This is a genomic window from Cedecea neteri (genome assembly GCF_000757825.1).
GTDB classification, from domain to species: Bacteria; Pseudomonadota; Gammaproteobacteria; order Enterobacterales; family Enterobacteriaceae; genus Cedecea; species Cedecea selenatireducens.
On record NZ_CP009451.1, the window covers coordinates 2,905,458 to 2,926,887 of the forward strand.

Genomic DNA, 21,430 nt, shown 5'->3' on the forward strand with positions numbered 1-21,430 from the left:
GAAAATATTATGTCTGAAAACTCCACCTTCTCTCCCGCCATCGCGCGCGGGGAGCGAACGGCTGTCCCCGGTAAATCCCTGAGCTTCGTTGAAGGCGTGTCGATGATCGTCGGCACCAACATCGGCGCGGGCGTGCTTTCCATCGCCTATGCGTCGAGCAAAGCTGGCTTCTGGCCGCTGCTGTTCTGGCTGGTGCTCGTGGGCAGCCTGACCACCGTGACGATGCTTTACGTCGCCGAATCCACCTTGCGTACTCGCCAGCATTTGCAGCTCAGCGGACTGTCGCTGCGCTACGTCGGTCGCTTTGGCGCGCTGATGATGTTCCTCTCGGTTTGCGTGAACAGCGTGGGCGCATTGACCGCCTATATGACCGGCAGCGGCAAACTATTGCACTCCTTATTTGGTATTTCTCCGGCGCTGGGCAGCGTGCTGTTTTTCATTCCTGCCGCAGGCGTGCTGTATATGGGCCTGAAGGCCATCGGGCGCGGGGAAAAGTTTATCAGTATCGGCATGGTGGTGATGATCGCGGTGTTGGTTATCGCCACCTTGCTAAAAGAAACGACCAGCGTGGGCTACCTGCTGGAAGGCAACTGGCTGTACATGGTGCCGGTATTCAACGTGGTGGTGTTCTGCTTCTCGGCGCAGTACATCGTGCCGGAGATGGCGCGAGGGTTTGCCGATAAACCTGAGAAGTTGCCGAAGGCGATTATCGTTGGCATGGTTGTAACCTTCGCGCTACTGGCCCTGGTGCCAATGTCGGTCATCATGCTTAACGGCCTGGACGATATCTCTGAGGTGGCGACCATTTCATGGGGGAAAGCGCTGGGAGAGTGGGCGTTCTTCTCGGCGAACCTGTTCGCGCTCTGCGCCATGCTGACCTCGTACTGGGGGCTGGGCGGCAGCTTCCTGACCAATATCTTTGACCGCTTCCGCCTGGGCAGCGACGAACTCTCCCTGAAGCGTTTCCTGGTGCTGCTGGTGGTGGCGATTCCACCTTTCGTACTGGCCTACAGCGGGCTGGTGTCGTTCGTGAATGCGCTCTATTTTGCCGGCGTGTTCAGCGGCGTGATTTTATCGATTATGCCGATTCTGATGATTAAAGGCGCTCGTCGCAGCGGTGATGTCTCGCCGGGCTGGACCTGTCCGCCGTTTATGACCCACCCGCTGATTCAGATTTTCATTGTGTTGCTTTACCTCTGCAGTGCCGTTTATGCGGTTGCTTCCGCTCTGGGATACCTGCCTGCGGGCTGGTGATTTTGATGCTTGCTCCCCCGCGCCTGGAAGCATTCCGGCGCGGTTATTTTTTTGTCACATTCCCGTTATCTAACCTTCAAATATGTCTTTCCAAATTATCGCAAATGGCGCTATGTTTAGCATAGTGTGCTGCCGTAGCGCCGGCTGTCGCCCTTAAGTTAGCTGTCATATGCTTTTCTTATACCTACAAACAGAATAATGCGCTAACAAACAACAACACAACAAATTCAATAACCATAACAATGGGGACTCTCAGGATGAAAATGACGGGTAAAGCCTTACTGGCAGGATGCATTGCACTGGCAATGAGCCACGCGGCGATGGCAAAAGATATTAAGGTCGCGGTAGTAGGGGCAATGTCTGGGCCGGTTGCGCAATACGGCGACCAGGAATTCACCGGTGCCGAGCAGGCGGTGGCCGACATTAACGCTAAAGGCGGGATCAAAGGCGACAAACTGGTTATCACGAAATATGACGATGCCTGTGACCCGAAACAAGCGGTAGCGGTTGCCAACAAAGTGGTGAACGACGGTATCAAATACGTTATCGGTCACCTGTGCTCTTCTTCTACTCAGCCAGCGTCTGATATCTACGAAGACGAAGGCATTCTGATGATCACCCCGGCGGCAACCGCACCTGAGCTGACCGCGCGTGGCTATAAGCTGACCCTGCGCACCACCGGCCTGGACTCAGATCAGGGCCCAACCGCGGCGAAATACATTCTGGAACACGTGAAGCCTAAGCGCATTGCCGTTATCCACGATAAGCAACAGTACGGCGAAGGCCTGGCGCGTTCCGTGCAGGACGGCCTGAAAAAAGGCGGTGCTAACGTGGTCTTCTTTGACGGTATCACCGCCGGTGAGAAAGATTTCTCCACGCTGGTTGCGCGCCTGAAGAAAGAAAACATCGACTTCGTTTACTACGGTGGTTACCACCCGGAAATGGGGCAGATCCTGCGTCAGTCCCGCGCCGCTGGCCTGAAAACCCAATTCATGGGGCCGGAAGGCGTGGCGAACGTTTCTCTGTCTAACATCGCCGGGGATTCTGCGGAAGGCCTGCTGGTGACCAAGCCTAAGAACTACGACCAGGTTCCTGCCAACAAACCAATTGTGGACGCCATCAAAGCGAAGAAACAGGATCCAAGCGGCGCATTCGTCTGGACTACCTACGCGGCGCTGCAGTCCCTGGCCGCTGGCCTGAACCAGAGCGAAGATCCGGCTGCAATCTCTAAGTACCTGAAAGGGGCGACCGTGGATACCGTGATGGGGCCGCTGTCCTGGGATCAGAAGGGCGACCTGAAAGGCTTTGAGTTCGGCGTGTTTACCTGGCATGCCAACGGCACGGCCACCGACGCAAAATAAACCGCAAACGGCAACCAAATGGTTGCCGTTTTAGTGTTTACGCAAAGGTTTCTCGCAGAGGTTTCTGGAGCGATATTTTTTAACCCGTGGTTTTTCCGTTCACCCGTATATCCGTTTTCCATATAAGTTCCCAGCACGGTGAACGTGTCCGGGGGATAACGCCATCCCCCGAACAGCCCCGGCGCCCGGCGAGCTCATCGCCGCTAAAGCGGTAAACCCACCGGCTATCACCCAAACAGTCGGGGTCGTTCGCGATTCGTTCCCGACGATCGCTCTCTTTCGCTGTTCCCGACAGCTCAACCCCGCCTGAGTTGGGTCATCACCGGGGGCGATGAGAGCCGGGGACAAGGGCGTGGCTGTAGGTCTTGCAGCAACAATGATTTTCAGAATGGCTGTGGGTTAAAAGCGAGGCTCGGTTCCGGCTTAAATCGCCTCCGTTTTCTCTCCGACTGGCCAGGGTCCGGGCGTCGGGAACGGCCGGAGGCTGAGAGCGTCGGGAACGCATCTCAGCCGACCCAGGACTGGGAGATAAAACGGAGGTCTGCCGCTTTAGCGGTCGATTTATTTGGCCGGGAGTCCGGGGGCTCGGGGGAATGACGGTGATTCTCCCGAGACGTTCACCGTTGCGGTGGCTGCATATAAAACAGGACTGGAAGTGAACGGAATCTTAGGCGTACCTTCATAGGGCAGTTTACTTCTCCCAGCCGCCGCTCAGCTCCCGGAACCCCGAAGCCTGCATAAACGCCGTCATCACGTCATGGTCTTCAACGCCGACACCTGCCAGCCACCAGTGCGTAATCACTGGGTTATCCCGCATCACCTCTTCCAGCAGATACTGACCCACGCCCCGGCGGCGGGTAATTTCACGTACTCGCAGCGAATCCAGCGCACCTTGTTTACCGGTCAACGTCACTCTCACCGCGCCCAACAGGCGATCGTTAAATTTTGCCGCGTAGATCCTTTCATTGTCGCTAAGCGTCAGCGAATCGCTGGAATATTCCGGCCAGATCTTACCGAGGTCAATTTTATCCTGAGCGCTAAACTCAAACAGACGAATGATAGTGAGTTTCATAAGTGAGCTAACCAAAAAGCGGGGAAACCACGAGTGTAACCAATTTATTTGCCTCAGACGCTTTATCTTTTTTATCCCGCTCAGCAGTTGATTACTTTTTGTCGTAAAGCTAAGCCAGCCTTAAACGCGGCAGATTGAATCATGACCAGGATAAAGCACTAAAATCCAGTGAATTGTTCGGCTCTTTGTACCGCTATTTTATGCTGATTTCAGTGCTTTTTTTTGTTTAACTATGGCGAAATACAGAATATTATCTCTACTTAATCGCCTGAAAAATAGAGAGTTTAGCCTGATAAATTGTGAAATTTACCGCTAACTCCTTCAAGGCACTGATAAAAATGAACATTGATTATAAAAAGTACTGCGTGCTTTTTAACCAGGTTATGGGGATGGAACGAATGAAGATGAACGCGAAGACATTACTTGCCGGGCTGGTGGCGTTGGCTGTGTCTCACGCGGCAACCGCTGGAGATATTAAAGTGGCTGTTGTCGGGGCAATGTCAGGCCCGGTAGCGCAGTGGGGCGACATGGAATTTAACGGTGCTCGCCAGGCTATCAAAGACATCAATGCCAGGGGCGGGATCAAAGGCGACAAGCTGGTCGGCGTTGAATATGACGACGCGTGCGATCCTAAACAAGCCGTAGCGGTTGCCAACAAGATCGTTAACGACGGCGTGAAGTACGTTATCGGTCACCTTTGCTCTTCTTCCACCCAGCCAGCTTCCGACATCTATGAAGATGAAGGCATCCTGATGATAACTCCGGGTGCGACCAACCCTGAGCTGACCCAGCGCGGCTACGGCATGATCATGCGTACCGCTGGCCTCGACTCCTCCCAGGCCCCGACGGCGTCCAAATTTATTCTGGAGCACGTTAAGCCGCAGCGCATCGCTATCATCCACGACAAACAGCAGTACGGCGAAGGCCTGGCGCGTGCCGTGCAGGACGGCCTGAAAAAAGGCGGGGCGAACATCGTGTTCTTCGACGGGATCACCGCCGGGGACAAAGACTTCTCCACCCTGGTCGCGCGTCTGCAGAAAGAAAATATCGACTTCGTGTATTACGGCGGTTACTACCCGGAAATGGGGCAGATCCTGCGTCAGGCACGCGCCGTAGGCCTGAAAACCCAGTTTATGGGGCCGGAAGGCGTGGGTAACGCTTCTCTGTCCAACATCGCCGGACCTGCTGGCGAAGGAATGCTGGTCACCATGCCTAAGCGCTACGACCAGGATCCTGCCAACAAAGCTATCGTTGATGAACTGAAAGCGGCGAAGAAAGACCCGAGCGGCCCGTACGTGTGGATCACCTACGCGGCAGTTCAGTCTCTGGCCACCGCCATGGACCGCAGCGGCAGCAAAGATCCTGCTGCGCTGGTGAAAGATTTAAAAGCACACGGTGCGAACACCGTGATTGGGCCGCTGAACTGGGATGAGAAAGGCGATCTGAAAGGATTTGAATTTGGTGTCTTCCAGTGGCACGCCGATGGTTCGTCCTCTGTGGCGAAGTAAGGCGACCACTCGTCATACTTCGAGCCGCAGGTGCGTTGGCTGCGCATGCCCACCTCAGTCACATACTTTATGTATGCTCCTGAGGATGAGCAAGCTTGCCGCCTTCCTGCGACTCGAATTATTTAGAGTGGATTCAATATCCCGTCCATACGGGTTTGGAAAGGTTAAGTTATGTCCGAGCAGTTTCTCTACTTCCTGCAGCAGATGTTTAACGGCGTCACGCTGGGCAGTACCTATGCGCTGATCGCCATCGGCTATACGATGGTGTACGGCATTATTGGCATGATCAACTTCGCCCACGGCGAAGTGTATATGATCGGTAGCTACGTCTCTTTCATGATCATCGCCGCGCTAATGATGCTCGGAATTGATGTGGGCTGGATGCTGGTAGGCGCAGGCTTTATTGGCGCGATTATCATCGCCAGCGCCTATGGCTGGAGCATTGAGCGCGTGGCCTACAGGCCGGTGCGTAATTCCAAGCGCCTGATTGCGCTGATTTCCGCCATCGGGATGTCCATCTTCCTGCAAAACTACGTCAGCCTGACGGAAGGTTCGCGCGACGTCGCGCTGCCAAGCCTGTTTAACGGACAGTGGATTGTGGGGGCGAGCGATAACTTCACCGCCACCATCACCACCATGCAGCTGGTTATCTGGGTAGTGACTTTCCTCGCCATGCTGGCGCTGACGCTGTTTATCCGCTATTCCCGCATGGGCCGCGCCTGCCGTGCCTGTGCAGAAGACCTGAAAATGGCCAGCCTGCTCGGGATTAACACCGACCGCGTTATCTCGCTCACCTTCGTGATTGGGGCGGCGATGGCGGCGGTGGCCGGCGTGCTGTTGGGTCAGTTCTACGGCGTAATCAACCCGTACATCGGCTTTATGGCGGGCATGAAAGCCTTTACCGCAGCGGTACTTGGCGGTATCGGCAGTATCCCTGGCGCGATGATTGGCGGCCTGATCCTCGGCGTGGCCGAAGCGCTGACCTCTGCCTATCTGAGCACGGAATATAAAGACGTCGTCTCCTTCGCGTTGCTGATTGTGGTGCTGCTGGTGATGCCTACCGGGATCCTGGGTCGTCCGGAGGTTGAGAAAGTATGAAACCGATGCATGTTATCTTTTCGCTGCTCTCGGCAGCCATGTTCTTTGTTTTAGCATCGGTATTTATGGGCGTTCAGCTGAGCCTGGACGGCACCAAACTGGTGGTGAACAGCGCGCCTTCCGTGCGCTGGGAATGGGTATATATCGGCACGGCTGTCGTGCTGGTGTTCCAGCTGCTGCGCCCGCTGTTCCAGAAAGGCATGAAGAAAGTGTCCGGGCCGAAGTTTGTGCTGCCGGCGCTGGACGGCTCCACGGTTAAGCAGAAGCTGTTCCTGGTAGCGTTGCTGGTGGCGGCTGTGGCCTGGCCATTCCTGGTTTCACGTGGCACCGTAGACATTGCTACGTTAACCATGATTTACATCATCCTCGGCCTGGGGCTGAACGTGGTGGTCGGGCTGTCTGGGCTGCTGGTGCTGGGCTATGGCGGTTTTTATGCCATCGGTGCCTACACCTTTGCGTTGCTGAACCACTATTACGGCCTGGGCTTCTGGACCTGCCTGCCGCTGGCGGGCCTGGTCGCTGCTGCTGCGGGTTTCCTGCTCGGCTTCCCGGTGCTGCGCCTGCGCGGTGACTATCTGGCGATCGTGACGCTGGGCTTCGGCGAAATCGTCCGTATCCTGCTGCTGAACAATACCGAGATTACCGGCGGCCCTAACGGCATCAGCCAGATCCCAAAACCCACCTTCTTCGGCCTGGAGTTTAGCCGTACCGCGCGCGAAGGCGGCTGGGATACTTTCAGCAACTTCTTTAACGTGGCCTATGACCCGAGCGACAGGGTTATCTTCCTTTATCTGGTTGCGCTGCTGCTGGTGGTGCTGTCGCTGTTCGTGATTAACCGCCTGCTGCGTATGCCGCTGGGCCGTGCCTGGGAAGCGCTGCGCGAAGATGAAATCGCCTGTCGCTCGCTGGGCCTGAACCCAACTCGTATTAAACTGACCGCATTCACTATTAGCGCCGCGTTCGCAGGTTTTGCCGGGACGCTGTTTGCCGCACGTCAGGGCTTTGTCAGCCCGGAATCCTTCACCTTCGCCGAGTCGGCGTTTGTGCTGGCGATTGTGGTGCTGGGCGGGATGGGCTCGCAGTTCGCGGTAATTCTGGCCGCTGTCTTGCTGGTTGTCTCTCGCGAGCTGATGCGTGACCTGAACGAGTACAGCATGCTGGTGCTCGGCGGCCTGATGGTGCTGATGATGATTTGGCGTCCACAGGGCCTGCTGCCGATGACGCGCCCGCACGTGAAACTGAGGAAAGAGCAAGTAGTGAAAGGAGAGCAGGCATGAGTCAGCCATTGTTATCCGTAAGCGGTCTGATGATGCGTTTCGGCGGCCTGCTGGCCGTCAACAATGTCTCGCTCGAGCTGCATCCACAGGAAATTGTTTCGCTTATCGGCCCGAACGGGGCCGGTAAAACCACGGTATTTAACTGCCTGACCGGCTTTTATAAGCCAACCGGCGGCACCATTATGCTTCGTGACCAGCATCTGGAAGGCTTACCTGGCCAGCAGATTGCGCGCATGGGCGTGGTGCGTACCTTCCAGCACGTTCGCCTGTTCCGTGAAATGACGGTGATTGAGAACCTGCTGGTGGCCCAACATCAGCAGTTGAAAACCGGAGTGTTCTCCGGGCTGCTGAAGACGCCGGGTTTCCGTCGTGCCCAAAGCGAAGCGCTGGACAGAGCGGCAACCTGGCTCGAGCGTATCGGGCTGCTGGAGCACGCTAACCGCCAGGCGAGTAACCTCGCCTATGGCGACCAGCGCCGCCTTGAGATTGCTCGCTGCATGGTGACCCAGCCGGAGATTCTGATGCTGGACGAACCTGCCGCTGGCCTTAACCCGAAAGAAACCCATGAGCTGGATGAGCTGATCATGGAGCTGCGTAATCACCACAACACCACGGTGTTGCTGATTGAGCATGACATGAAGCTGGTCATGGGGATTTCTGACCGTATCTACGTGGTGAATCAGGGAACGCCGTTAGCCAACGGCACGCCGGAGCAAATCCGCAACAACCCTGACGTCATTCGCGCCTATCTGGGTGAGGCTTAAGATGGAAAATGTAATGCTGTCGTTTGACAAGGTGAGCGCCCACTACGGAAAGATTCAGGCGCTGCACGAGGTCAGTCTGCATATTAAACAAGGCGAAATTGTTACGCTTATCGGTGCCAACGGCGCGGGTAAAACCACGCTGCTCGGGACGCTTTGCGGTGACCCGCGCGCCACCAGCGGTCGGGTTGTGTTTGATGGCAAAGATATTACAGACTGGCACACCGCGCGCATCATGCGTGAAGCCGTGGCGATTGTGCCGGAAGGGCGCCGCGTTTTCTCCCGCATGACGGTAGAAGAGAACCTGGCGATGGGCGGCTTTTTTGCCGAGCGTGACCAGTTCCAGGACCGCATTAAGCGCGTCTACGATCTGTTCCCGCGCCTGCACGAGCGCCGTATTCAGCGGGCGGGCACCATGTCAGGCGGCGAACAGCAGATGCTGGCGATTGGCCGGGCGCTGATGAGCCAGCCGCGTCTGTTGCTGTTAGATGAACCGTCGCTGGGGTTAGCGCCGATCATCATCCAGCAAATCTTCGACACCATCGAGCAGCTGCGCAGCGAAGGAATGACCATCTTCCTCGTGGAGCAGAACGCCAACCAGGCGCTGAAGCTGGCCGACCGGGGCTACGTGCTGGAAAACGGCCACGTGGTGCTGGAAGACACCGGCGATGCGCTGCTGGCGAACGAAGCCGTAAGAAGCGCTTATCTGGGCGGCTAATAAAAGCAAAACGGCAACCTCGGTTGCCGTTTTTTTTGTTTGCACCCTCTCCCTGTGGGAGAGGGGCGGGGTGAGGGCATCAGGCAACCCCGTTTTGTTTGCACCCTCTGCCTGTGGGCTGTTCCTTAGCTACAAATATGTTCTATGAAAGCTTGGCTAAGGTTCCGCTCACTTCAACTGCAGCTTTACATGCAGCCACGACCTTGTTCCCGGCTCTCATCGCCCCCGGTGATGACCCAACTCAGGCGGGGTTGAGCTGTCGGGAACAGCGAAAGAGAGCGATCGTCGGGAACGAATCGCGAACGACCCCGACTGTTTGGGTGATAGCCGGTGGGTTTACCGCTTCAGCGGCGATGAGCTCGCCGGGCGCCAGGGTTGCCAGGAAGATGTTGGAAGGAAAATGTGTATAAGAAGTAGCTCCCTGCAGGCAGAAAGAAAATATATCTCCCGTCGACGACGAAACATTTCATTCACTCCGCTGTAACTATTCTGTCATCCAGCCGTTATTTTTCTGTCATTCGAGCGTGTCATGTTACCTCGCGAGCATAAAACGCGTGATTTCGCGCATCCGGCACAACAAGAGAGATAACCGAATGACATCGTTACGACACACAGCTTTAGCGCTGACGCTTGGTCTGGCATTTGCCTCCCAGGCGATGGCCGTTACCACGATTCCTTTCTGGCATTCAATGGACGGGGAACTGGGTAAAGAAGTGGATTCTCTGGCAAACCGTTTCAACGAAACGCACCCTGATTACAAAATTGTGCCGGTTTATAAAGGCAACTACGAACAGAGCCTGGCGGCGGGCATCGCGGCATACCGTTCCGGTAACGCCCCGGCCATCCTGCAGGTGTATGAAGTCGGCACCGCGACCATGATGGCTTCTAAAGCGATCAAGCCGGTCTACGAAGTGTTCAAAGATGCGGGTATCAGCTTCGACGAGTCTCAGTTTGTACCGACCGTGGCCGGTTACTACACCGACTCCAAAACGGGCCACCTGCTGTCCCAGCCTTTCAACAGCTCCACTCCGGTGCTGTACTACAACAAAGACGCTTTCAAGAAAGCTGGCCTGAACCCGGATCAGCCGCCTAAAACCTGGCAGGATGTGGCTGACTACAGCGCCAAACTGCGCGCAGCGGGCATGAAGTGCGGCTACGCCAGCGGCTGGCAGGGTTGGATCCAACTGGAGAACTTCAGCGCCTGGCACGGCCTGCCGTTTGCGACCAAAAACAACGGCTTTGACGGCACCGACGCAGTTCTGGAGTTCAACAAACCTGAGCAGGTGAAACACATTGCCCTGCTGGAAGCGATGAACAAGAAAGGCGACTTCACCTATTACGGGCGTAAAGACGAGTCCACCGAGAAGTTCTACAACGGCGACTGCGCGATCACTACCGCGTCTTCCGGCTCCCTGGCTGACATCCGTCAGTACGCGAAATTCAACTACGGCGTAGGCATGATGCCTTACGACGCAGACGTGAAAGGCGCTCCACAGAACGCCATCATCGGCGGTGCAAGCCTGTGGGTGATGCAGGGCAAAGACAAGCCTACCTATACCGGCGTGGCCGAGTTCATGCAATTCCTGGCTAAGCCAGAAATCGCCGCTGAATGGCACCAGAAAACCGGCTACCTGCCGATCACGACCGCCGCTTACGACCTGACTCGTAAAGAAGGCTTCTACGACAAGAACCCGGGTGCGGATACCGCCACTCGCCAGATGCTGAACAAGCCGCCGTTGCCGTTCACCAAAGGCCTGCGTCTGGGCAACATGCCGCAGATCCGTACCGTGGTTGACGAAGAGCTGGAGTCTGTCTGGACCGGTAAGAAAACGCCTCAGCAGGCGCTGGACGCCTCCGTTGAGCGTGGTAACCAGCTGCTGCGCCGCTTCGAGCAGTCTACCAAGTCTTAAGTTCTACCCTCGCTCTCACCCGAAAGGGAGGGAGCAGAGTACGGCGCTCTCTGTCAAAGGAGAGCGTTGTGCTGAGGGGCAAAGCATCGCCTGTAATAACATTAATCGAGTAACCCTATGTCATCATCTCGCCCGGTGTTCCGTTCAAGTTGGCTACCCTATGCGCTGGTCCTGCCGCAGCTGATCATCACCGTCATTTTCTTTATCTGGCCAGCGGGTGAAGCCCTCTGGTACTCGCTGCAAAACCTTGACCCGTTTGGTCTGTCCAGCCACTTTGTTGGCCTGGATAACTTCGTGCAGCTGTTCCACGATAGCTACTATCTGGACTCTTTCTACACCACCATAATCTTCAGTGGCCTGGTGGCGGGCTGCGGGCTTCTGGCTTCGCTGTTCTTCGCCGCGCTGGTGGATTATGTGGTGCGCGGCAGCCGTCTTTATCAGACGCTGATGCTGCTGCCCTACGCCGTAGCGCCCGCCATTGCCGCGGTGCTGTGGATTTTCCTGTTCAACCCAGGGCGCGGGCTGATTACCCACGTACTGGAAGAGTTTGGCTATAACTGGAACCACGCGCAAAACAGCGGCCAGGCGATGTTCCTGGTGGTGTTTGCCTCCGTGTGGAAGCAGATCAGCTACAACTTCCTGTTCTTCTTCGCCGCCCTGCAGTCGATTCCGCGCTCGCTGGTGGAAGCCGCAGCGATTGATGGAGCCGGCCCCGTGCGCCGCTTCTTCTTTATCTCGCTGCCGCTTATCGCCCCGGTGAGCTTCTTCCTGCTGGTGGTGAACCTGGTGTATGCCTTCTTCGACACCTTCCCGGTGATTGACGCGGCAACCGGCGGTGGCCCGGTGCAGGCAACCACCACGCTTATCTACAAGATTTATCGCGAAGGGTTTGCCGGGTTGGATCTCTCTTCCTCGGCGGCGCAATCGGTGGTGCTGATGCTGCTGGTTATTGTCCTGACGGTGGTTCAGTTCCGCTTCGTTGAACGTAAGGTGCGCTACCAATGATTGAGAACCGTCGCGGGCTGACTATCTTCAGCCACACCATGCTGATTCTGGGCATCATCGTCATTCTGTTCCCGCTGTACGTGGCGTTTGTTGCCGCGACGCTGGATAACAAAGCGGTATTCGACACGCCGATGACGCTGATCCCCGGCACTCATCTGTGGGAAAACATTAGCTACATCTGGACTAACGGCGTGGCGGTCAACAGCGCGCCGTTCAGCAGCCTGCTGTTTAACAGCACGGTGATGGCGCTGGTGATCACCATCGGTAAAATCGCCGTGTCGATGCTGTCGGCTTTCGCCATCGTCTGGTTCCGCTTCCCGCTGCGTAACCTGTTCTTCTGGATGATCTTTATCACCCTGATGCTGCCGGTCGAAGTGCGTATTTTCCCGACGGTTGAGGTTATCTCTAACCTGAAAATGCTGGACAGCTACACCGGCCTGACGCTGCCGCTGATGGCGTCGGCCACGGCCACGTTCCTGTTTCGCCAGTTTTTCATGACGCTGCCAGACGAGCTGATGGAAGCGGCCCGCATCGACGGCGCCTCGCCGATGCGCTTTTTCTTCGACATCGTGCTGCCGCTGTCCAAAACCAACCTGGCGGCGCTGTTCGTGATCACCTTTATCTACGGCTGGAACCAGTATCTCTGGCCGCTGCTGATTATCACCGATGCTGACCTCGGCACCGCCGTGGCGGGGATCAAGGGCATGATTGCCAGCGGTGATGGCGTCACGCAGTGGAACCAGGTCATGGCAGCGATGCTGCTGACGCTCGTCCCACCGGTTGTTATCGTTTTAGTTATGCAGCGCGCCTTTGTGCGTGGTCTGGTTGATAGTGAGAAATAGCCCATGGCTGGTTTAAAATTACAGGCAGTAACCAAGAGCTGGGACGGTAAAACCCAGGTAATTCAGCCGCTGACGGTTGACGTTGCGGACGGCGAGTTCATCGTGATGGTCGGGCCTTCCGGCTGCGGTAAATCTACGCTGCTACGTATGGTGGCCGGGCTGGAGCAGGTGACCAGCGGCGATATCTGGATTGACAGCCAGCGCGTCACCGACATGGAACCCAAAGAGCGCGGCATCGCGATGGTGTTTCAGAACTATGCGCTCTACCCGCACATGACGGTAGAAGAGAACATGGCCTGGGGCCTGAAAATCCGTGGCCTGGGCAAAGAGCAGATCCGCCTGAAGGTGCTGGAAGCCGCTCGTATTCTGGAGCTGGATGCGCTGCTGACCCGCCGCCCGCGAGAGCTTTCCGGCGGCCAGCGTCAGCGCGTCGCCATGGGCCGCGCCATCGTGCGTGACCCGGCGGTATTCCTGTTCGACGAACCGCTGTCAAACCTTGATGCCAAGCTGCGCGTGCAGATGCGTCTTGAACTTCAGCAGCTTCACCGCCGCCTGAAAACCACCAGCTTGTACGTGACGCACGACCAGGTGGAAGCGATGACCCTCGCCCAGCGCGTGATGGTGATGAACAAAGGTATTGCGGAGCAAATTGGTACGCCAGTTGAGGTTTACGAACGTCCTGCCAGCCGCTTTGTGGCAAGCTTTATCGGCTCGCCGGCGATGAACCTGCTGGATGGAAATATCAGCATCGATGGTTCACGCTTTGAGCTGAACGGCGGCGATGCGCTGCCGATGGGTAGCCAGCGTTTACAGTGGGTTGGCCGCCCGATGACGCTGGGTATCCGCCCGGAACATATTGCGATAAGCTCTCAGGAAGCAGGTGGCATACCGATCCTGGTGGAAACCCTTGAAATGCTGGGCGCTGATAACCTGGTCCACGGCCGCTGGGGTGGGCAAAAGGTGGTGATTCGCCTTGGGCACCAGGAACGCCCGCAGCCGGGCACTACGCTCTGGGTTCATCTGCCGGAAGAACATCTGCACTTTTTTGATGGCAAAAACGGACAACGTTTATGAGCAACTGGCCCTATCCAAAAATCGTCGCCCACCGTGGCGGCGGTAAGCTGGCACCGGAAAATACCCTCGCGGCAATCGACGTGGGGGCACGTTACGGCCACACGATGATTGAGTTTGACGCCAAGCTGTCCCGCGACGGGCAAATTTTCCTGCTGCACGACGACACGCTTGAGCGCACCAGCAACGGCTGGGGCATTGCCGGCGAGCTGAGCTGGGACAATCTGTTGAAGGTTGACGCCGGAAGCTGGTTCAGCCGTGAATTTGCCGGTGAGCCGCTGCCGCTGCTTTCTCAGGTGGCCGAGCGTTGTAAACAGCACGGCATGATGGCAAATATCGAGATTAAACCAACCACCGGGCTGGAAACAGAAACCGGGAAAGTGGTCGCTCTGGCGGCTCGGGAACTGTGGGCCGGGCAAACGGCACCGCTGCTTTCTTCTTTCGAGGTTGAGGCCCTGGAAGCCGCCCAGCTTGCGGCGCCTGAACTGCCTCGCGGCCTGCTGCTGGATGAATGGCGTGATGACTGGCAGGAGCTGACCACGCGCTTACAGTGCGTGTCTATTCACCTGAATCATCAGCTGTTAGATGAGGCTCGGGTGAAGGCGCTGAAAGCGGCCGGATTGTACATTCTGGTGTATACCGTGAACGTTCCCCACCGCGCGGCCGTGCTGCTACAGTGGGGCGTCGATGCTATCTGTACCGATCGCATCGACGAGATAGGCCCGAACTTCTCCGCATAACGCCTTACGGCGTGACCGGCGGCGGCAGCGTTGAACCACTTTGCTTCAGCATGCCGCCGCTATTCCCTTTTAGCATCCCACCATTGGTGTTCGGCAACGGCTGCTGGCTCATGCCCGGCTGCGACTGCAGGACGCGCTGCTGATTGTTGTTGAGCTGCGTCTGAAGCTGCTGTTGCTGTAGCTGATTTTGCGATTGTCTCTGCTGTTTTAACATCCCCTGCTGTTGGGATTGCTGCGTTTGCATTTGCGTCAGCATCCGCTGCTGGCTCGGGTTCTGATAGCCCGGCTGGTTAGGGTTGTTGGTGGTGTTGAGCGGCTGTGCGAGCGCGGTTAGCGGCAGCAAGGCTGCCAGAAGCCATACCTTTTTCATCGTTATCTCCTCCCGTCAGGGGTTCCCCTAAGTTTACTCGGTTTCCTTCATCACGATGATTATTTCGGATTTGTGAACCAGGATTAAGCGGGGACTTTCCCCGGGTAAATGAGGATATAACGATGATAAAGCAGTGGAAAATTTTGCGCTGGGTCGCCATTCCGGCGCTGACTATCGGGCTGTGCTTGACGGTGATTGCCGCTCCTCCGCCGGTCTCCTATGGCGTGGAAATGGACGTTTACCATCCGGTGCGCGCTGAGCACGGCATGGTAGCTTCGGTGGATGCGGCGGCGACTCAGGTTGGCGTCGATATCTTAAAGCAGGGCGGTAACGCAGTGGATGCTGCGGTTGCCGTAGGTTATGCCCTTGCGGTCACGCACCCGCAGGCGGGCAACATCGGCGGCGGCGGTTTTATGATGCTGCGCACCAAAGACGGCAAAACGACCGCTATCGACTTCCGGGAAATGGCGCCGGAAAAGGCCAGCCGGGATATGTTCCTCGACGATAAAGGTAATGCCGATAGCAAGAAATCGCTAACGTCGCACCTTGCCTCCGGCACGCCGGGCACCGTGGCCGGGTTTAGCCTGGCTTTGGAAAAGTACGGCACCCTGCCGCTAAACAAAGTGGTGCAGCCCGCCATTAAGCTGGCGCGGGACGGCTTCATAGTGAACGATGCGCTGGCAGATGACCTGAAACAGTACGGCGCCGAAGTGATCCCGAACCATGCCAACAGCAAGGCTATTTTCTGGAAAGCGGACGGAGAGCCGCTGCAGAAAGGCGACAAGCTGGTGCAGGCCAACCTCGCGAAAAGCCTGGAAATGATTGCTGAGCAGGGGCCGGATGCCTTCTATAAAGGGGCGATTGCCGACCAGATTACCGAAGAGATGGCAAAGAACGGCGGGCTGATAAGCAAGGCGGATTTAGCCAACTACAAGGCGATTGAGCGCCAGCCCGTCAGCGGCGAATACCGTGGCTATGAAGTCTATTCCATGCCGCCGCCGTCCTCCGGCGGGATCCACATCGTGCAGATCCTCAATATCCTTGAAAACTTCGATCTGGCGAAGTACGGCTTTGGCAGCGCGGACACCCTGCAGATCATGGCCGAGGCGGAGAAATATGCCTACGCGGATCGCTCGGAATACCTTGGTGACCCGGACTTCGTCAAGGTGCCCTGGCAGGCGCTGACCAGCAAGGCTTATGCCAAATCGCTGGCCGGGAAAATTGATATCAACAAGGCTCGTCCGTCGAGCGATATCAAGCCGGGTAACCTGGCCCCGTACGAAAGTAACCAGACCACGCATTTCTCCGTCGTGGATAAAGACGGCAATGCGGTGGCGGTGACCTATACGTTGAATACCACCTTCGGCACCGGGATTGTCGCCGGTAACACCGGCATCCTGATGAACAACCAGATGGATGATTTCTCCGCCAAACCGGGCGTGCCGAACGTTTACGGGCTGGTGGGCGGGGAGGCCAACGCCGTGGGGCCACACAAACGCCCGTTATCTTCTATGTCGCCCACTATCGTGGTGAAAGACGGGAAAACCTGGCTGGTAACCGGCAGTCCCGGCGGGAGCCGAATTATCACTACCGTGCTGCAAATGGTAGTAAACAGCATTGATTTTGGCATGAACGTGGCAGAAGCGACCAATGCGCCACGCTTCCATCACCAGTGGTTGCCTGACGAGCTGCGGGTGGAGAAAGGCTTTAGCCCGGATACGCTTCGGTTACTGAAAGAGAAAGGGCAGAACGTCGAAGTGAAGGCCGCGATGGGCAGCACACAGAGCATTATGATTGCGCCCGATGGGAAGCTGTATGGCGCGTCCGATCCGCGTTCAGTGGATGATTTAACCGCGGGGTATTGATTGCCTTCTTCTCCATGCGGGGGCTGTCTCTTAGACACAAATACCGACGATTGTGCAGGGCTGGTTAATATTCCGTTCACTTCCAGCGCTGTTTCATATTTAGCCACTGCACCGGTGAACGTCTCGGGAGAATCACCGTCATTCCCCCGAGACCCCGGACTCCCGGCCAAATAAATCGCCGCAAGCGGTAAACCTCCGTTTTATCTCCCAGTCCTGGGTCGGCTGAGACGCGTTCCCGACGCTCTCAGCCTCCGGCCGTTCCCGACGTCCGGACCCTGGCCAGTCGGAGAGAAAACGGAGGCGATTTAAGCCGGAACCGAGCCTCGCTTTTTGTTCCCAGCCACGCTGAAAGTCACTGTCGCTTCAAGACTTACAGCCACGTCCTTGTTCCCGGCTCTCATCGCCCCCGGTTATGACCCAACTTAGGCGGGGTTGAGCTGCCGGGAGCAGCGAAAGATATTCTCCGAGAAAATAGGGTATAGGAGACAGCCCAGGTGAGGGCTAAAATCACCCCGGCTTAAAACGTGCCATAAAATAGGCATCCACATACTCGCCGTCGCGCAGCGCGAAGAGCTTCCCGGTACCTTCCACCTCGAAGCCAAACTTGCGGTACACCGCCAGCGCCGGGGCGTTATCGGTATAGACCGTCAGCTCAATGCGCTCGACGCGAAGCCACTTATCGCACAGGGCAATCATTTCTTTCAGCAAAGCTGAAGCGATGCCTTTTCCCTGATGATCGTAATGCACGCCCATGCCGAAGGTGGCAACGTGGCTGCGGCGCGGAGACTGCTCCACCGTGAGCGTTAGCTGCCCCACAATCTCATCGCCGATGCACGCCACCAAATGTCGGCTTCCTGGTCTGGGGTCGGTAATTCGATCATGCCAGGCTTTTAGAGGAGGATGAGGTAGCTGTAGCGTGTCGCGGTAAAGCGCCGGATGGGCATACATTTTCTGTAAAGCTTCCGCATCGCCAGGTTCGGCGTGACGCACAACAACTGATTTCATCCTTTTCTCCTCAATGAGTTATGGAAAACCTTTTAAACATCATTGACTTTGAACCGCAAGTCAACGCTATTTTTTTCAAAAAACACTTTACAAGTGCGAATGATAATGATTATTATTGCCATGCGTTCAGGGGAGACCCCTACGGAGACATCCTGAAAGCACGACATTGCTCACATTGCTTCCAGTATTACTTTAGCCAGCCGGGTGCTGGCTTTTTTTTTGCCCTTCTTATTTGAAGCCGTAGCTGTGTTGGCTGCGCTCAGTTACCCGAATCACTTACCCAAGTAAGCTCATCGGGATGCCTTCCCTTGCCGCCTTGCTACAACTCCAACTAATTTGGGCAAACTTTCGGTCTTCTTATTTGAAGCCGTAGCTGCGTTGGCTGCGCTCAGTTACCCGAATCACTTACCCAAGTAAGCTCATCGGGATGCCTTCCCTTGCCGCCTTGCTACAACTCCAACTAATTTGGACAAACCTTTGTCCGGTTTTAATAAAACGTGGCTGGAAAATGCAGTAAGGTACAGGCAGCTCAAATCAAAAAGGATAATGAAATGACTCTGCACTGTGCCTTCATCGGCTTTGGTAAAAGTACCACCCGCTATCACCTTCCGTTCGTACTCTTCCGTAAAGACAGGCTCAACGTGGCCCACATCTTCCGCCGTAGCGAAAAGCCGGAGCTGGAACAGCAGCCGCAGTACGCCGGGATCCACTTTACCAGCCAGCTTGATGACATCCTCACCGACCCGCAGGTCAAGCTGGTGGTGATTTGTACCCACGTCGACAGCCATTTTGAGTACGCGAAAAAGGCGCTCGAAGCGGGTAAAAACGTGCTGGTGGAAAAACCGTTTACCCCAACGCTTGCCGAAGCGCGAGAGCTGTTTGCTCTGGCGAGCGAGAAGGGGCTGGTGGTCACGCCTTACCAGAATCGCCGCTTTGATTCCTGCTTCCTGACGATGAAAAAAGCCATCGAGAGCGGCAAGCTCGGCAAGATCGTGGAAATTGAAAGTCACTTCGATATGTATCGCCCTGATGCGCCCGCGAATCCGGGCCAACCGGCGGACGGCGCTTTCTACGGCCTGGGCGTGCACACCATGGACCAAATCATCTCCCTGTTTGGCCGCCCGGAACACGTCGCCTATGACATCCGCAGCCTGCGCAATAAAGCCAACCCGGACGATACTTTTGAAGCCCAGCTGTTCTTTGGCGATCTCAAAGCGATCGTGAAAACCAGCCACCTTGTGAAAATCGATTACCCGAAATTTATCGTGCACGGCACCAAAGGCTCGTTCGTGAAGTACGGCATCGACCAGCAGGAAACCAGCCTCAAAGCCTACATCATGCCGGGTGAGCTAGGGTTTGGCGCGGACAGCAGCGTAGCCACGTTGGAGTACGTTAACGAAGCCGGTGAAACGGTGCGCGAGGAGTGGAAGCCGGAAGTGGGCGACTATGGCCGCGTCTACGATGCACTGTACGACACGCTGATCGGCGGCAAGCCTAATTATGTCAGAGAAATTGAAGCTCTCACCAACCTGGAAATCCTGGAGCGCGGTTTCGAACAGCCTTCTCCTGCGACAATAAGCCTCTCCTGAGAGTATTTTGACTCCTCTAACTCGTTCATTTTTTTTGAACAGAGGAGTCAATTTTCACCCTCTATGATCCTCCGCTAAATGGGTCCACACTTGTCCCATCAAACGAATTGCGGAGGACATAACATGATCTACTTAAGAAAAGCACAGGACCGCGGCCATGCGAACCACGGCTGGCTGGACAGCTGGCATACCTTCTCTTTTGCCGACTATTATGACGCCAATTTTATGGGCTTCTCGGCGCTGCGGGTCATTAACGAAGACGTTATCGATGCGGGTCAGGGCTTTGGTACTCATCCGCATAAAGACATGGAAATCCTGACCTACGTGCTGGAAGGCGCGGTTGAGCACCAGGACAGCATGGGCAACAAAGAGCGTGTGCCCGCGGGTGAATTCCAGATTATGAGCGCCGGAACCGGGATCCGTCACTCCGAGTACAACGCCAGCCAGACCGAACCGCTGCGCCTGTACCAGATTTGGATTATTCCAGAAAAAACCGGGATTACGCCGCGTTACGATCAGCGTCGGTTTGATGCTCCTCAGGGGCGCCAACTGGTGCTTTCTCCGGATACACGCGACGGCTCGCTGAAGGTTTATCAGGATATGGAGCTGTCCCGCTGGGCGCTGGCTAAAGACGAGCAGTCTGTGTATCAGATTCCGGCCGACCGCCGCGTCTGGATCCAGGTAGTGAAAGGCGACGTGTCTATTAACGGCACGCAGGCAAAAACCAGCGATGCGATCGCAGTCTGGGATGAACAAGCGATTTCCGTTCATGCCAGCGAAGCGAGCGAGATCCTGCTGTTCGATCTGCCTCCGGTATAACGTTACCCGTCACAACCCGCCCCTGAAAAAGGGGCGGGTTTTCTTTTGTCCGTGCTAAACTCGGCTGTCGAAACTTCATAAGCCAAGCAGGACGATGAAAAAGAAAAGACCGGTACTACAGGATGTTGCGGATCGCGTTGGGGTGACCAAAATGACGGTCAGCCGTTTCTTACGTAATCCTGACCAGGTGTCTGCCGCGCTGCAGGTTAAAATTGCCGCCGCGTTAGATGAACTGGGCTATATCCCTAACCGTGCACCGGATATTCTTTCTAATTCAACCAGCCGGGCCATCGGCGTCCTGCTTCCTTCGCTAACCAACCAGGTGTTCGCCGAAGTGCTGCGCGGCATTGAAAACGTCATCGATGCCCACGGTTACCAGACCATGCTCGCCCACTACGGCTATAAGCCGGAGCTGGAGCAGGAGCGTCTGGAATCCATGCTGTCCTGGAACATCGACGGGCTGATTTTGACCGAGCGCAACCACACGCCCAGAACGCTGAAAATGATTGAAGTTGCCGGTATTCCGGTGGTGGAGCTGATGGACAGCGTCTCTCCTTGCCTGGATATCGCCGTGGGCTTTGATAACTTCGAAGCGGCTCGCCAAATGACGGCCAACATTATTTCCCGTGGGCATAAGCACGTTGCCTATCTTGGCGCGCGCCTCGACGAACGTACCCTCATCAAGCAAAAAGGTTACGAGCAGGCGATGCTCGACGCCGGGCTGACGCCGTACAGCGTGATGATTGAAAACTCCTCTTCTTATTCCACCGGTATTGAGCTGCTGCGCCAGGCGAAACGGGAATATCCACAGCTCGACAGTATCTTCTGCACCAACGATGACTTAGCGATTGGTGCGGCGTTTGAATGCCAGCGCCAGGGCCTGCGCATTCCGGAAGATATGGCGATTGCCGGTTTCCACGGCCATGACATCGGGCAGGTGATGGAGCCGCGGCTGGCGAGCGTGCTCACCCCGCGAGAGCGCATGGGGCGTATCGGGGCAGAGCGTTTGCTGGCGCGTATTCGCGGTGAGATCATTACCCCAAAAATGCTCGATTTAGGCTTTACGCTGTCGCCCGGCGGCTCGATCTAAGCCGAAAATTTTATTTGATACAGCTCACACTTATACACTTTGCAAGCTAATGGTTATTGCTTATTGCTCAGCCAG

The 21,430-nt window shown here is 56.2% G+C and carries 19 protein-coding genes; 16 read left to right on the top strand and 3 right to left on the bottom strand.

Annotated elements, in window-relative coordinates; genetic code table 11:
- Positions 1-9 precede the first annotated feature (9 nt).
- Positions 10-1,254, top strand: coding sequence for an aromatic amino acid transport family protein (locus JT31_RS13380; RefSeq protein WP_038477914.1), 1,245 nt, complete (start codon positions 10-12; stop codon positions 1,252-1,254).
- Between the two features lie 257 nt (positions 1,255-1,511).
- On the top strand, positions 1,512-2,615 hold the full coding sequence (locus JT31_RS13385; protein ID WP_162473298.1) for a branched-chain amino acid ABC transporter substrate-binding protein: 1,104 nt from the start codon (positions 1,512-1,514) through the stop codon (positions 2,613-2,615).
- 691 nt (positions 2,616-3,306) lie between these two features.
- On the opposite strand, the gene panM is transcribed toward JT31_RS13385, so the two are convergent.
- Positions 3,307-3,687, bottom strand: coding sequence for an aspartate 1-decarboxylase autocleavage activator PanM (panM, locus tag JT31_RS13390; protein ID WP_038477920.1), 381 nt, complete (start codon positions 3,685-3,687; stop codon positions 3,307-3,309).
- 398 nt (positions 3,688-4,085) lie between these two features.
- Here panM and livK point away from each other — a divergent pair, with 398 nt between their 5' ends.
- From livK to ugpQ, 10 genes are all read left to right on the top strand, one after another.
- Positions 4,086-5,195 (top strand): high-affinity branched-chain amino acid ABC transporter substrate-binding protein LivK, encoded by a 1,110-nt coding sequence (gene livK, locus JT31_RS13395; RefSeq protein ID WP_038483119.1) that lies wholly within the window; start codon positions 4,086-4,088, stop codon positions 5,193-5,195.
- Between the two features lie 171 nt (positions 5,196-5,366).
- The gene (gene livH / locus JT31_RS13400; protein WP_038477923.1) at positions 5,367-6,293 is read left to right on the top strand and encodes a high-affinity branched-chain amino acid ABC transporter permease LivH; all 927 of its coding nucleotides are present in this window, start codon (positions 5,367-5,369) and stop codon (positions 6,291-6,293) included.
- A complete protein-coding gene (locus JT31_RS13405; protein ID WP_038477926.1) occupies positions 6,290-7,570 on the top strand; it encodes a high-affinity branched-chain amino acid ABC transporter permease LivM in 1,281 nt (426 codons plus the stop codon). Before livH ends, JT31_RS13405 begins: the two co-directional genes overlap by 4 nt.
- The gene (livG, locus tag JT31_RS13410; RefSeq protein ID WP_038477929.1) at positions 7,567-8,334 is read left to right on the top strand and encodes a high-affinity branched-chain amino acid ABC transporter ATP-binding protein LivG; all 768 of its coding nucleotides are present in this window, start codon (positions 7,567-7,569) and stop codon (positions 8,332-8,334) included. The genes JT31_RS13405 and livG overlap by 4 nt, the downstream gene beginning before the upstream one ends.
- 1 nt (position 8,335) lies before the next feature.
- Positions 8,336-9,049 carry a high-affinity branched-chain amino acid ABC transporter ATP-binding protein LivF gene (livF, locus tag JT31_RS13415; RefSeq protein WP_081948189.1) on the top strand — a complete coding sequence of 238 codons (714 nt, stop codon included), beginning with the start codon at positions 8,336-8,338 and terminating at the stop codon, positions 9,047-9,049.
- 593 nt (positions 9,050-9,642) lie between these two features.
- Positions 9,643-10,959: a sn-glycerol-3-phosphate ABC transporter substrate-binding protein UgpB gene (gene ugpB / locus JT31_RS13420; protein ID WP_038477935.1), complete on the top strand. Its 1,317-nt coding sequence runs from the start codon at positions 9,643-9,645 to the stop codon at positions 10,957-10,959.
- Between the two features lie 117 nt (positions 10,960-11,076).
- Entirely contained in the window at positions 11,077-11,964 is an 888-nt protein-coding gene (ugpA, locus tag JT31_RS13425) for a sn-glycerol-3-phosphate ABC transporter permease UgpA (protein WP_038477938.1), read from the top strand.
- The gene (gene ugpE / locus JT31_RS13430) at positions 11,961-12,806 is read left to right on the top strand and encodes a sn-glycerol-3-phosphate ABC transporter permease UgpE (RefSeq protein WP_038477941.1); all 846 of its coding nucleotides are present in this window, start codon (positions 11,961-11,963) and stop codon (positions 12,804-12,806) included. Before ugpA ends, ugpE begins: the two co-directional genes overlap by 4 nt.
- A 3-nt stretch (positions 12,807-12,809) precedes the next feature.
- Positions 12,810-13,880 carry a sn-glycerol-3-phosphate import ATP-binding protein UgpC gene (locus tag JT31_RS13435; RefSeq protein ID WP_038477944.1) on the top strand — a complete coding sequence of 357 codons (1,071 nt, stop codon included), beginning with the start codon at positions 12,810-12,812 and terminating at the stop codon, positions 13,878-13,880.
- On the top strand, positions 13,877-14,617 hold the full coding sequence (gene ugpQ / locus JT31_RS13440) for a glycerophosphodiester phosphodiesterase (RefSeq protein WP_038477947.1): 741 nt from the start codon (positions 13,877-13,879) through the stop codon (positions 14,615-14,617). The genes JT31_RS13435 and ugpQ overlap by 4 nt, the downstream gene beginning before the upstream one ends.
- Positions 14,618-14,621: 4 nt before the next feature.
- On the opposite strand, the gene JT31_RS13445 is transcribed toward ugpQ, so the two are convergent.
- Positions 14,622-14,987: a DUF2756 family protein gene (locus JT31_RS13445; RefSeq protein ID WP_038477950.1), complete on the bottom strand. Its 366-nt coding sequence runs from the start codon at positions 14,985-14,987 to the stop codon at positions 14,622-14,624.
- A 122-nt stretch (positions 14,988-15,109) separates the two neighbouring features.
- Here JT31_RS13445 and ggt point away from each other — a divergent pair, with 122 nt between their 5' ends.
- Complete coding sequence (gene ggt, locus JT31_RS13450) at positions 15,110-16,852, top strand: gamma-glutamyltransferase (protein ID WP_038477953.1); 1,743 nt, start codon at positions 15,110-15,112, stop codon at positions 16,850-16,852.
- Positions 16,853-17,359: 507 nt separating this feature from the next.
- Here ggt and JT31_RS13455 read toward each other — a convergent pair.
- Positions 17,360-17,857, bottom strand: a complete 498-nt coding sequence (locus tag JT31_RS13455; protein ID WP_038477956.1) for a GNAT family N-acetyltransferase — start codon at positions 17,855-17,857, stop codon at positions 17,360-17,362.
- Positions 17,858-18,408: 551 nt separating this feature from the next.
- Between JT31_RS13455 and JT31_RS13460 the strand changes: the two genes are divergently transcribed.
- The 3 genes from JT31_RS13460 to gntR all read left to right on the top strand — a co-directional run bounded on the left by JT31_RS13460 (position 18,409) and on the right by gntR (position 21,355).
- Entirely contained in the window at positions 18,409-19,446 is a 1,038-nt protein-coding gene (locus tag JT31_RS13460) for an oxidoreductase (protein WP_038477959.1), read from the top strand.
- 123 nt (positions 19,447-19,569) lie between these two features.
- The gene (locus JT31_RS13465) at positions 19,570-20,265 is read left to right on the top strand and encodes a pirin family protein (RefSeq protein ID WP_038477964.1); all 696 of its coding nucleotides are present in this window, start codon (positions 19,570-19,572) and stop codon (positions 20,263-20,265) included.
- A gap of 94 nt (positions 20,266-20,359) precedes the next feature.
- On the top strand, positions 20,360-21,355 hold the full coding sequence (gntR, locus tag JT31_RS13470) for a gluconate operon transcriptional repressor GntR (RefSeq protein WP_038477967.1): 996 nt from the start codon (positions 20,360-20,362) through the stop codon (positions 21,353-21,355).
- Positions 21,356-21,430 lie beyond the last annotated feature (75 nt).